Source organism: Arthrobacter sp. TmtSoilC48 (assembly GCF_059739425.1).
The window spans coordinates 261,921-274,592 of sequence record NZ_AP046049.1; the positions used below are offsets into that span (position 1 = coordinate 261,921).

Below are 12,672 nucleotides of genomic sequence, written 5' to 3' on the forward strand. Positions count from 1 at the left end.
ATGAGTGAGAACGTCTTTGTGATTTCGGCGGCGATGATCCCGTTCGGGAAGTACCGCACGTCGTCGTACGTCGGCCTCGCTGTCTCTCCGCTCATCGATGCGATCCGCGACGCTGGAATTGAAAAGTCGGACGTCGACGCCGTTTATGTCGGCCACTCCTACGGTGGCATGATGACCGGGCAGCGCATCTGCAAAGAGATCGGGCTCGGCACTGTTCCCACAGTCAACGTCGACAACGCCTGCTCAAGCGGCGCCACCGCCGTACACGAAGCGTGGCAGGCCATCTCGCAGGGCCTCATCGATGTCGCAGTAGTCATCGGCGTCGAGAAACTGACGCAGTTCGGCGGCGGCACGCTGCCGCTTTCTCCAGAGGATCGCGAAGTCAAACAGGGCATCATCATGCCTGCCGTCTACGCCATGCGCGCCACCCGCTACCTGCACGACACCGAGGCGACGCCGGAGGACCTCGCGCTGGTCAGCGTCAAGGCCCGCAAACACGGCGCACTGAACCCCTTCGCACAGTTCCGCAAGGAAATCACCGTCGAAGAGGTTCTCAACGCCCGCCCCATTGCGGACCCGCTGACCCTGCCCATGTGCTGTCCCACAGGTGACGGTGCCGCCGTCGTCGTTCTTGCCTCCGAGCGCGCACGCAAGCGGCTCGAATCCAAGCCGGCCATCCGCGTGGCCGCCTCAGTGCTGCACTCCGGCCACGTTGCCGAGGGCTTCCGCGACATGACCAAGCCCGACATTACCTACGACTCGGCCCGTGACGCCTATGCCTTGGCCGGCATCGGTCCCAAGGACCTGGACATGATCGAACTGCACGACGCATTCTCGATCGCCGAACTCATCTACTACGAGGCCTTCGGCCTCGCCGAGCCTGGGCACGCAGTCGATCTTCTTCGCGACGGCAAGACCACCTTTGGTGGCGACGTCGTAGTGAATCCCAGCGGAGGCCTGCTCGCAAAGGGCCACCCGGTCGGCGCCAGCGGTGTAGCGCAGATCGCCGAGGCATTCTGGCAGCTCACCGATCAGGCCGGGGCACGGCAGATCGATGACGCTCGCTGGGCGATGACGCACGTCACCGGCGGCGGCACCGCCGGACTCGACCACGGTGCCTGCACCATCCACATCTTCGAGGCGGCATGACCGGGATCCAGCGCCCACCACTGGAGGGTATCCGCGTCATCGATCTCACCACCTTCCTCTCAGGCCCTTCGGCAACGCAGTTGCTCGGCGACCTCGGCGCAGACGTCATCAAGGTTGAATCGCTGAGTGGCGACTCAAGCCGCGCCATCGCTGGCCCCGAGATCGACGACGTCAGCGCGTACTACCTGGCGAACAACCGCAACAAGCGCAGCATCGCGATCGATCTGAAGGCTCCGCGGGGTATCGAGGTCATGAAGCGCCTGATCGCGGACGCCGACGTGGTCATCGAGAACTTCCGGCCCGGAGTGACCGCCCGGCTGGGACTCTCACCAGAGACAATTCTCGAGGCCCAGCCCTCGCTCATCTGGGCGTCCATCAGCGGCTTCGGCCAGGAGGGCCCGCTCCGCGACCGCCCGGCCTACGACATGGTGGTGCAGGCGCTCAGCGGGGTGATGAGCCTTACCGGCCACCCAAACGCCCCGGCTGCCCGGTTGGGTATCCCTGCCGGTGACGTCGTAGCTGGACTGTACGCCGTGATCGGGATCCTGGCTGCTCTTCGAGCACAGCGTGAGACGGGCCGGGGTCGCATCGTCGATGTCTCGATGCTGCGGGGCCAGCTGGCAATGCTGTCCTACCAAGCCCTGTACACCTCCGTTAATAACACCGCACCGCAGCCGCAAGGAGCGGGCCACGACTCCATCGCCACCTATCGTTCCTTCCGGGGAGGCGACGGCCGGGAATTCGTGGTCACCGCCAATACCCCCCGAATGTGGGAGGGCCTGTGCCAAGTACTCGGGGCCAACGAACTGGTCAGCGACCACCGCTTCATTGATGCCGCCAGTCGGCTGCTGAACAAAGAGGAACTATGGGAGATCCTCGAAAAGCGTTTCACCGAGAGGCCCGCCGGGGAATGGGTGAAGCTCCTGGCAGACGCGTCGGTTCCCGTCGCGCCGGTGAAGAACGTCCTCGAGGCCCTCGAGGACGCACGCGAAGCCCAGGATGGTTCACTGCTTACCCTCAGGAAAGGCGCCACCTCGTTCGAGAATGTGGCAACACCGATCCGCTTTGTCGACACCGTCGACGTCGAACCGGCCTACCCGCCGGCTCTCGGCGCAGACACGCTGGGCATCCTCACAGGCGAGCTTGGGATGTCCGGAGCAGAGGTCGCTGAATTGCTGGCCGACGGGGTAGTTCTTGCGGGCGAAGAGCAATAACTCGCTGCTGTGAAGGACTTCGCCACCCCGAAGCTGTTGGTCCCGGCACTACTTGTCCAGGGGCGGTTTGGGTTCTTCCATGAGTTCGGCCAGCCACGGACGGCGCCCTCGGTGGAACGTCATCCCCTCGGGCAAGCCACGGACAGATGCGCTTGAACCGGCAACATCGATGGTGATCCGTCCACCAGCCAAGGGGGCATTGGTGATGTGCAGGTCGCCGAAGGACTCCGGGAATTCAGGATCCATCCACAAGCTTCCGCGGGAAACATAGGCGTCATACCGCATCAGACTCGTTACCAGTCGGATTGGGGTGGTGGCCGCCCAGGCCTGCGGTGAGCAGGCGGTGGGGTACGGAACCGGCTTGGCCACCACCTCGTCCCTGGTAAAGCCGCAGAACAACTCCGGGAGCCGGCCATCGGAAAACCCGGCCGCCTCAAGCAGGGCCATGGCGATCCGCTGCGCCTCGACGACGAAGCCATAACGCACCAAGCCAGCGGCGATGATCGCATTATCGTGCGGCCAGACCGATCCGTTGTGGTAACTGGCGGGATTGTAGGCGCCCATGTCGCTGGCCAGCGTTCGCACGCCCCAGCCGCTGAACATTTCCGGGGACATCAGGCGCTCAGCCACGAGCGGCGCCTTGTCGTCATCGACGATGCCGGGCCATAGGCACTGGCCCATGTTGGACGCGCAGGCATCCACTTGGCGCTTCTTACCGTCCAGTGCGATGGCGTAGTAGCCGCGCTCAGGCATCCAGAACTGCTCGTTGAACTGTTTCTTCAATCGGGCGGCACGATCAATGAACTCGGTCGCCAAGTTCGCGTCGCCTGCTTCACTCGCCATCCATGCGCGCGCTATATAGGCGGCATAAACGTAAGCCTGGACCTCGCACAGTGCGATGGGGCCCTCGGCCATCGTGCCGTCCGCGAAGTTGATCCCGTCCCACGAGTCCTTCCAGCCCTGGTTGATCAGCCCGTGATCGTTGAGACGTTCATACTCGACGAATCCGTCGCCGTCCTTGTCACCATAATCCCGGATCCACTCCAACGCGCGGTCGGCGTGGGGCAGCAGGGCCGCAATGGCGTCCGCTGCGAATCCCCAGCGGCTAACAGACGCAAGCACAATCACGAACAGCGGAGTCGCGTCCACACTGCCGTAGTAGATGGATTTGCCTCCTAAAGACAGCCCGCTGGAGACATCGAGCCTGACTTCGTGCAGGATCTTGCCCGGTTCCTCCTCACTTATTGGATCCACTTCAGTGCCTTGGCGGTCAGCCAGTGTCTGCAAGGTGCCCAGTGCCAAGGACGGGTCCACCGGCAGGGACATTTCCGAGGCCCACAACGAGTCGCGACCGAACAGCGTCATGAACCAAGGAGCCCCCGCGGCGACTACGACGCGCTCGGGATAGTTGGGGTCTTCGATGCGAAGGGCGCCCAAGTCATCGTAACTTCGCCGCAACGTCCGTTCGATGGATCGGTTTCCCATCTCTACTACCGGGATCTTGGCCACCCACTCCTGGTGGCGCCGGTCCCGCAGGGACAATCCGTTTCCGTCACGATGGACGAACGGCCTCGCGGGGCCAGCCCCTTCGGTGACGGGTACTACGGTCAGGATCGTGCTCCAGTGACCATGTGGCGCGATGGACATACGGTATTCACAGGCCTCGGGCGATAAGTCGGCCCCGGGAGCCTGAACAAGAATGCCCTTCCGGACGTTTTGCCAAACAGCCTGGATAGTCAACGAATCACCGTCAGCTTGACGTGTTTGGTCCCACCGCCGCTGGATCCGCGCCTCCTTGACCTCAAAGAGGTCAGCGAAATCTGCTTCAATCCGCACGGATATGACACATGCGGCAGCTTCCGCTGAGTAGTTTCGAATGGTGACCTGTTCCTGGATCCCTGCACCCACTTCGCGTAGGCGCTCCACAATCAGCGTGCTGTCCGCATACCCGTCTGTTCGGGGAACGCGGCTCACAAATTGTGCCCGGTACGGTTCCTTCGTCTCTGCCGCCAACGGCTCCAAAGGCTGGCCGTTGACGGTGATGCTCCAGCCAGACAGGATGCGGGTGTCCTGAAAGAAAACACCGTGGGACAGTTCGGGATGGATGTTTCCGTTCGGCAGGGAGATGCAGAAGGACGATCCCTCAACCAAGGTGATAGTCCCGGTCCCTAGCGGCCCGGCCGCAGTGTCAGCATTCCATCCAGCCATCCCGGCCCCTGCTCGAATTGACCCGACAAGCCGCTGCCGGATACGTGTGCCAGCCCCAAGGTTCGTCGTTGAAACCGACACTACGCCGGCTGCTCTCCACCTGCCATAGCGCGCTTGCAGCCAGGAGGACCCCGCCTTGTGCGGAAGCAGCGAAATCCGCTCGATGTCAGGGAGTGGACGCGGGTGAGACCGGCAGCCTGCGTCCGGGCAGCCCGCGGGGACGCACGGCGAGCCTTTCGGCGAGTTCGGTGAAGGCACGTGCCGCGGGATCTTCGGGAGCGGCTGCGATTATTGGAACTCCCGTATCCCCGCCCGAGCGCAGGCCCGTGCTGAAGGGGATCGAGGCGAGCAGAGGCACGCTGGAGCCAACGGCGGAGAGCTTCGTCGCCGCCGCCGCCCCGCCGCCGGCTCCAAACGGCTCGAAGGAGCTGCCGTCGGCGAGCAGCATGGGAGACATTGTTTCGACCACCCCAATGACCCGCTGGTCGAACTCGCGGGCCAGGATGCCGCTCCGGACCGCAACCCCAGAGGCGGCCGGCTGCGGCGTCGTTACGACGATCACTTCCGCGTGTGGCAGGATCTGCCCCACCGAGATTGCGATGTCGCCGGTTCCGGGCGGCAAGTCGATGAGAAGCACGTCGAGGTCCCCAAAGTAGACATCATTGAGGAACTGCTCCATAGTGCGGTGCAGCATGGGACCACGCCATGACACAGCTGTGTCCTCGGCACCCTCGGGCAGGAACATGCCGATCGACACTGCCTTAATACCGTGCGCAACGGGCGGAAGCACAAGGTGGTCGATGCGGGTGGGCCTGATGACTTTGCCCTGACTGTCGAAAAGTCCCAGGAGCCCGGGGACCGAGAACCCGTAAACATCGGCGTCGATGATTCCGACGCTCAACCCGCGCGCAGCCATCGCGGCGGCCAGATTCGTGGTGACGGTTGACTTGCCCACGCCGCCCTTGCCGCTGGAGACGGCGATAACGCGGGTGAGCGATTCTTTGGTGAACGGCAGGCTTGACCGGCTGCGTCCCTCGCGAAGCTTGGCGGTGAGTGCCGCGCGCTGCTCCGGGGTCATGACGCCGACGTCGATGCGTACCTCTTTAACACCGTCGACGGCGGTTGCCGCCGCGTGGACGTCCCGCTCAATGCGGGCGGCGGCGGGGCATGTCGAGATGGTCAGCGTGATGCCGACGACGGCGACACCGCCCGTGACCTCGACTCCCTTGATCATGTCGAGTTCAGCAAGGGGGCGCCGCAGTTCGGGATCGCTCACCCGCCCCACTGCCTCGCGGACCGCGGCTGCGATGCCCGCTGGGAAACCATCCATGGTGGCGTTGCTCCTCAGCCGACCACGACGCCTGCGGCGCGGAGCATCTCGGCACGGTCGTGCAGCTTGACGCGTTCGCGACCCACCGCCTCACCCGCCGCGTACTCAGCCTGCTCAAGAGACTGCCAGCCGGTCCAGTCGACCACCCGTACGCCGCGGGAGCGCAATAGCTCATCGACGGCGGCAGCAGGGGTGGCCGTCGACGTCCAGCCTGGCGCGGCGACGTCCGCGAGGATGGAAGTCACCGTCTCCAAGGCGCAGCGGCGGTTGGTGCCAACCACACCCGAGGGGCCGCGCTTGATCCAGCCGGCCACATACACGCCGGGCAATACTTTTCCGTCGTCGGCGACGCGCGAATCGAGGTGCGCGATGGTGCCGGACCTCTCGTCAAAGGGCAGGCCATCGATGGCTGCGCCCCGGTAACCGACCGAGCGGAGTACGAGCTCGGTTTCCATGATTTCCGTGACGTTGGGATCGCTTGTCCTTGCCAGACGAATGGCCGAAGCTGATTCCTCGCCCATCAATTCCATCGGCGTGCGGTCGAACAGGAAACGGATGGCCGTGTTGCGCCCCAGCACGCCCCGCTCGGCGGCCTTCGCGAAGGTGGCGAGCAACCGCCTGGCTGCCGGGTCGGCGTCAGCGTGTTCCTGCTGCTGGGCGTCGAGCTCCAAGTCTGCGGGATCGATGATGACGTCGCAGCTCTCCACTTCCAGCAGCTCGATGAACTCCTTGTTCGTGAACTTTGCGAATGCGGGGCCACGGCGGCCGATCACCACAACCTCGCGGTACGTGCTCGTCGCAAAGGTGTCAACGACGTGCTCGGGCACGTCCGTGGCGCGGAGTGCCTCGGGGGTGTGGGCGAGCATGCGTGCTGCGTCGAGCGCCACATTGCCGACGCCGATGATGACCGCGCGGTTTCCCTTGAGGGCGAAGGCATCGGTCTTGGTGTCAGGGTGGCCCTGGTACCAGGACACGAATTCGCGTACCCCGTGCACACCGGCCAGGTCCTCGCCCTGGATGCCGAGATTCCGGTCCACCTGTGCACCACTGGCGAACACCACGGCATCGTAATTCGTGCGGAGCTCATCGATTGTAATGTCGCTTCCCACCTGCACGTTGCCGAGGAAGCGCACACCCGGGGTCTCATCGAACACTTCGGCAAACGAGGTAGTTATCGACTTTACCCGGGGGTGGTCGGGCGCGACGCCGTAGCGAACCAGGCCGAACGGTGCCGGCAGGCGCTCAAAGACATCCACCTCCACCGGTGACCCGGACTCCTCCGTGAGAAGCTGGGCGCAATAGGCACCCGACGGACCGGAACCGACCACCGCGACGCGCAAGGCATTCATGCTCAGGCTCCTGTTCGCGGTGGAAGAGCGGCAATAACGTCGACGTCGTAGTCGATCTTGCCGGCCTTCCGGCCGCTCTTCGGCGTCTCTACCTCTTCGAAGAAGCGCTCGTTGATTCCGACGTACTCCTCCTTGTCGGCCGGAAGTTCGGCGTCGTAGAAGACAGCATCCACTGGACAGGCCGTCATGCAGGCCCCACAGTCAATGCAGAGGTCGGGGTTGATGTAGGTCATCCGTCCCCCCTCGAAGATGCAGTCGGCAGGGCACTCCTGCATGCAACTCTTGTCCTGAATGTCGACGCATGCGTCAGCGATTACATAGACCATGGTTCGTTTCCTCTCTACACTCTGGCAGCGCGGCCGTCAGGCCAGCTGCCCAAGTTTTTCGACGATTGTCTGTGCGGACTCCCCGGTGGCGAAGAGCCTGCGGGCCAGGTTGAGTCCGCGTACCCAGTTCACGGTGACCGCACCACACACGTCTCCCTTCGCGTCGCTGTGAATTACCGCGGTTTTCCCGCTCTCGGCCAGGTCGCCGACGATGGTGGAACTGCCTTCGGGGTGGCGCCAGCCGATGGTGTGGACCTTCCAGTCGTACTGGTGCGACCACACGTAATCGGTGGAGTCATAGGGCTCTTCGACCCCCTGGGTGATGGCGGCAGCAACATACCGCGCCTGGTCGCTGGCATTGGTCCAGTGCTCGGCGCGAACCTGCATGCCGCGGCCGGGGTGGGGCCAGCGTGCTACGTCGCCGATCGCGTAGACGTCATCGGCTCCTGTTGCGCGCAGGAAACCGTCGGTCATTACGCCGTTATCGAGCGTGAGACCGGAAGCCGCGAGCCATTCGGTCGATGCGATCGAGCCGATGCCGACTACCGCCGTCGAGGTCTCAAGGCGAGTGCCGTCGTCGAGGATAACTGTTAGTTGGCCGTCCTGGCCCTGGATGTCGGCGACGCCGACACCGAAGCGGGTTTGAGCCCCGTGCCGGTGATGCAGTTCGACGAGGCTGCGGGCGATCTCCGGGCCGACGATTCGCGCCATTGGCTCGGAAACGGGGTCCACCACTGTGACATCGCAGCCATAGCCGACGGCGGCCGCAGCGATCTCCGTGCCGATGAAGCCGCCACCAACCACGACGACGGGCTCGCCGAGCCTCAGGCGGGCGGCTATGGCGCGAGAGTCTTCAAGCGTTCTGAGTTGGTAAACGCCGGTCCCTGGACGCCAAGGTGAGGGCCGCGCGGCTGCCCCGGTCGCGATGACCACGACGTCGTAGGCGACGGTAGTGCCATCGGCGAGGATCACGCGGCGATTGGTGGTGTCCAGTCCCGTGGCGGCGACGCCGAGCTTGAGCTCGATACCGGCTCCTTCGAGGCCGGTTTTGGTGGCCAGGCGAAACGACTCGACTGACTCATCGGACCAGTCGGACGTGAGCAGTTCTTTGGACAGGGGCGGTCGGTCGTACGGCAACTCCGGCTCGGCCCCGATGAGCGTGATGCGGCCGGCGTGTCCAAGGTGCCGCAGCCCCTCGGCCGCGCGTGTTCCGGCCAACGACGCACCCACAATGACTACGTGGCGGTCGGCGCTTGCTTGGGTCATCGTTGATCCTCGGTGTAGTCAGGGATCGCGAAGGATTTTGGCTGGCCCTTCGCGGTACTTCTCGTAAAACTGAAATTCGTTGAACAGAACAGATGGTTCTTACAACGCAACAGGATCAGTATGAGCTCAGCTCTGAATCCATGTCAAGGCCGCCTTGACTACTTCCGCGCGATGCCGGTACGTGGGTCCCTGGCGCCAGTGAGATAGTCGGTGATCTGGCGCGCGGACTGCTTGACCAGGCCCGCGAGCGAGGACGTGTGCGCGGCGTTGAAGCGCGCTTCAGGCAGGGAGATGCCGGCCGAACCGACCACGTTGCCAGAGGGCCCGAAGACCGGCGAGGCTATTGCGATCGCCCCTTCAATACGCTCGCCGTGCGTAATCGCATACCCGTCGCTCCTGATAATGGCCAGCCTGTCGAGCAGGCTCTCCGGCCGAACCAAGGTGCGATCGGTGGCCGGGTGCAGCCTGCCATGCGCAATGCCGGCCTGGATCTGCGCTGGCAGAAACGCGAGGATCGCCAAACCGCTGGCGCCGGCGTGGAGCGGGAGTTGCTGACGCAAGGGAAGCGTGTAGCGCAGTGGATGCGATGACTCCACGACGAGCGCAAACATCATCCTCAGCCGCTGCTCGCCGAAGACGGCGAAGAATGACGACTCACCACTCTGCTCCGTCAACTCCTGCAGCGTATCCCTCGACACTTCCTGGATCGGATACCGTTCCGTCGTCGTCCAAGCAAGGCGCAGGTATTCAAGGCCCAGCCGATACGAGCCGTTGGCAGTGCGGCTGACAAGCCCCAGCTTTTCAAGGTCCGCAATGAGGCGGTGCGCGGTGCTTGGGCTTACCTCAAGCCGCCCCGCCAATTCCCGCACCCCATGAACATCCTGGTCGCTGTCAGTCATGAGCGTGAGCAATTCAATGCCACGGGCCAAAGGATGCCTGCGGCGCAGCCCGTCGTCGGCCTCTCGTTCGCTCTTCCCTGCCGCACTACCCATCGCTCACCATCCCTTTTCATGGCCACTTCCAGTGGCTTGACATCCATCTTCGGGCCGTGCAATTCTGAAATCTCCCGAGAACGGAACGTCTGTTCAGTTGTAGAAAACAGTAGCGCATGCGGAGCACCACACAAAGGCGTGGCGGCACGCCCGCCTCGGCTCAGCAGTCGGCTAGGCAAGGAATAGGGACAACCATGACCACACACGAAACCACTCGCCTCATCCGCCAGGAGATCCAATGAGCGGGGCAGGGCGCGTAGCAGTCGTCTCAGGAGGCGCGGCAGGCATCGGCCTGTCCATTGCGGAACGGCTTGCGAAAGATGGGTTCGCCGTCGCCATCCTCACGCGCACCGAAGGGGCGGCTGAGAAGGCCGCCGCCGGAATTGAAGAGACCGGCGGCGTCGCCCGCGGATACCAGGCCGATGTGAGTGACCGCGAGCAGGTGGATACCGCACTTGCAGCCATCCGGGCCGATCTTGGTCCACTGTCGGTGATCGTGGCCAACGCGGCCGTCGCGCCGCAGCAGCCGTTCCTTGACATGACACTGGAGCAGTGGAACCAGATCCTGACCATCAACCTCACCGGTACTTTCAACCTGGTGCAATCAGGCCTCCCGGACTTGCTTGAGGCTGGCAACGGCCGCGTAGTGCTGATCTCGTCCTCCAGCGCCCAGCGCGGTGCGCCGCGAATGGCGCACTACGCAGCATCCAAGGGCGGTCAACTGGCGTTGACCAAAGCGCTGGCCGTGGAATTCGCCAAATCCGGGGTGACCGTCAATACGGTAGTTCCATCGTCGATCGACACCCCAAGCGTCGAGAAGAAGCGGGCAGCCGGCAACATGCCATCAGTAGCGGACATGGCGAGGTACATCCCCGTGGGCCGCATGGGTACCGGGGCCGACATCGCTGCCGCAGTCTCTTACCTCGCCTCCGATGACGCCTCGTACGTTACCGGCCAGACCATCAGCGTCAATGGCGGATCTTTCATCGCATGAGAACAGGAGCACTAAAGATGACGCAGCTGACCCAGCCCAGAATCACCCCCCGCCCTACCGAAGATTGGGATGCCGAGGTCGATAACGCGCTGAGCGTGCTCGCCACGCATGGCGCCGGTGGCCAGGCCGCCCCGCAGCTCACCCCCGAAACCAGGCCGAAATCGAACATCCTCGGTATCTACGCGTGGCATCCAGAGCTGATGCGAGGCTGGATGCCGTACTCGAACCATCTTCGCAACTCGAGCCTTGGCGACCGCATCCGCGAGATCGCCATCATCCGCACTACCTGGCTCGGCTACGGCGAGTACGAGTGGGCGCAGCACGTGCGCATGAGCAGGGCCGCTGGTTGCCTCACGGACGATGAAATCGCCGCGTTGTCCGAGGGGCCTGATGCAGCCCTGTGGTCCGAGGATGATGCCTCGCTCGTCCGCGCCATCGATGAGATGTGCCGCGACAAGAACGTGAGTGACGAGACCTGGCAGGCGCTGGAAGCACGGTTCAACCGCCAGCAGCTTATCGATCTGCTCTTCACTGTGGGTACCTACGACTTCCACTGCATGGTGTTCCGAACCATGGGCCTCGAACTCGAGCCCGGTATGGAGAGCTTCCCTGAGAGCCACTCCCCCGAGCTGGCCAAGTGACGTCATTGCACGACGCCGTGAATCGCGGATCGCTCACATGGGCGGTCCGCGATTCATTGCTGCGCTACGTAACTGTTGTTGCCCGCGGCTCGTACACCGTGGAGGGTGGCGCCACCATCACCACCGACGGCGCGTTCGCGTTCCCCCTTCGCAGGGCCGTGCAAACTGACGGACAGTGGCACCTGTCTTTCGCGGGGTCTGTGCGACTTACGGCGCACCACGGTTTTCTCGACGTCCTTATCGCCGATCCTGAACTCGTCACCGGGCACGAGGGCGGAATGTTGTCCGCGCGCACCAATGTTGACGGCACCACCACCCTCATTGCCGCGACAGACGCGGGAGTGCCCCAGCACAGCGACGTGGATCTGGCCTGGACTGCGAACGATGTCCATCTCCTGGCAAGCGGCGTGGAGCTATTCGGCGGCGTCTACCCTGCCGGCACCGACTTTGCTCCGCTCAAGGTTCGCGTCTCACTAGACTCATAGGCATGTCCCAAACTTCAGTTGCCTCCAGGTCGTCTGGTGAGCGGAAAAACGTGCGAGGCCAGGCAACACGCCAGCGCATCCTCACGGAGGCAGAGCGGCTCTTCGCGCAGCACGGAATCTCGGCAGTGCCACTGCGGGACATCGGCAAGGCCGCGGGGCAACGCAACCACGCGGCCGTGCAGTACCACTTCGGCGAGCGTGAAGAGATCGTTAAGGCGATCATGGAATTCCGCGGGGCGGAGAGTGAGATCAGCCGGACCGAGATGGTGACCGGCCTCATGCTGAGCGAAACGACACCCACCGTAGCCGACGTCGTCAGCGCATTCGTGCGTCCGCTCGCCATCCACTTCCAGCCAGACAACCACTACCTCCCCTTCCTCTCCCTCTACATCACCGAAGAGGGCGGATATGAAGGGCTGGTCGGAGTGCGCGTTGGTGCCGCTGTCGTGACGCTGCGCACCCTGCTCGGCAAGCTGGTACCGGAAATACCCGAGGCCGTACTCGACGAACGCTGGTGGGTTACTCTAACCAGCGCCGTCCATGCGCTTGCCCGCTACCACACAGCCCAGCGCAAACGTGAACATCTCCCGGCAGCCATCGAGGCCCTCATCTCAGACCTCATTACCTTCCTCAGCGCGGGGCTTGTTGCAACGCCCGCCAACGACTACCCCAGAAAATAAGCACGGGACCCGCGCGAACGCAGATCCCGTGCCGGATT

At 63.8% G+C, this 12,672-nt stretch carries 12 protein-coding genes; 6 read left to right on the top strand and 6 right to left on the bottom strand.

The features are described from left to right. The gene (locus tag AC6I97_RS01330; RefSeq protein ID WP_309931548.1) at positions 1-1,149 is read left to right on the top strand and encodes a thiolase family protein; all 1,149 of its coding nucleotides are present in this window, start codon (positions 1-3) and stop codon (positions 1,147-1,149) included. Beyond that, positions 1,146-2,363 carry a CaiB/BaiF CoA transferase family protein gene (locus AC6I97_RS01335; RefSeq protein WP_497943880.1) on the top strand — a complete coding sequence of 406 codons (1,218 nt, stop codon included), beginning with the start codon at positions 1,146-1,148 and terminating at the stop codon, positions 2,361-2,363. The genes AC6I97_RS01330 and AC6I97_RS01335 overlap by 4 nt, the downstream gene beginning before the upstream one ends. Positions 2,364-2,411: 48 nt before the next feature. On the opposite strand, the gene AC6I97_RS01340 is transcribed toward AC6I97_RS01335, so the two are convergent. The 6 genes from AC6I97_RS01340 to AC6I97_RS01365 all read right to left on the bottom strand — a co-directional run bounded on the left by AC6I97_RS01340 (position 2,412) and on the right by AC6I97_RS01365 (position 9,834). Then, positions 2,412-4,571, bottom strand: a complete 2,160-nt coding sequence (locus AC6I97_RS01340) for an amylo-alpha-1,6-glucosidase (RefSeq protein WP_497943881.1) — start codon at positions 4,569-4,571, stop codon at positions 2,412-2,414. Positions 4,572-4,737: 166 nt separating this feature from the next. Next, positions 4,738-5,901 (bottom strand): Mrp/NBP35 family ATP-binding protein, encoded by a 1,164-nt coding sequence (locus AC6I97_RS01345; RefSeq protein ID WP_497943882.1) that lies wholly within the window; start codon positions 5,899-5,901, stop codon positions 4,738-4,740. Positions 5,902-5,915: 14 nt separating this feature from the next. Further along, positions 5,916-7,250, bottom strand: a complete 1,335-nt coding sequence (locus AC6I97_RS01350) for an FAD-dependent oxidoreductase (protein ID WP_309931556.1) — start codon at positions 7,248-7,250, stop codon at positions 5,916-5,918. Positions 7,251-7,252: 2 nt separating this feature from the next. After that, positions 7,253-7,576, bottom strand: a complete 324-nt coding sequence (gene fdxA / locus AC6I97_RS01355; RefSeq protein ID WP_309931559.1) for a ferredoxin — start codon at positions 7,574-7,576, stop codon at positions 7,253-7,255. Between the two features lie 36 nt (positions 7,577-7,612). Beyond that, positions 7,613-8,842: an NAD(P)/FAD-dependent oxidoreductase gene (locus tag AC6I97_RS01360; protein ID WP_497943883.1), complete on the bottom strand. Its 1,230-nt coding sequence runs from the start codon at positions 8,840-8,842 to the stop codon at positions 7,613-7,615. Between the two features lie 158 nt (positions 8,843-9,000). Further along, positions 9,001-9,834: an IclR family transcriptional regulator gene (locus AC6I97_RS01365; RefSeq protein WP_497943884.1), complete on the bottom strand. Its 834-nt coding sequence runs from the start codon at positions 9,832-9,834 to the stop codon at positions 9,001-9,003. Positions 9,835-10,072: 238 nt separating this feature from the next. Here AC6I97_RS01365 and AC6I97_RS01370 point away from each other — a divergent pair, with 238 nt between their 5' ends. The 4 genes from AC6I97_RS01370 to AC6I97_RS01385 are packed head-to-tail and all read left to right on the top strand — an operon-like array spanning position 10,073 to position 12,634. Beyond that, positions 10,073-10,828: an SDR family NAD(P)-dependent oxidoreductase gene (locus AC6I97_RS01370; protein WP_309931564.1), complete on the top strand. Its 756-nt coding sequence runs from the start codon at positions 10,073-10,075 to the stop codon at positions 10,826-10,828. 17 nt (positions 10,829-10,845) lie between these two features. Next, entirely contained in the window at positions 10,846-11,469 is a 624-nt protein-coding gene (locus AC6I97_RS01375; RefSeq protein ID WP_497943885.1) for a carboxymuconolactone decarboxylase family protein, read from the top strand. Then, positions 11,466-11,954: an HtaA domain-containing protein gene (locus AC6I97_RS01380; RefSeq protein ID WP_497943886.1), complete on the top strand. Its 489-nt coding sequence runs from the start codon at positions 11,466-11,468 to the stop codon at positions 11,952-11,954. Before AC6I97_RS01375 ends, AC6I97_RS01380 begins: the two co-directional genes overlap by 4 nt. A gap of 2 nt (positions 11,955-11,956) precedes the next feature. Next, entirely contained in the window at positions 11,957-12,634 is a 678-nt protein-coding gene (locus AC6I97_RS01385) for a TetR/AcrR family transcriptional regulator (protein ID WP_497943887.1), read from the top strand. The last annotated feature ends 38 nt before the right edge of the window (positions 12,635-12,672 follow it).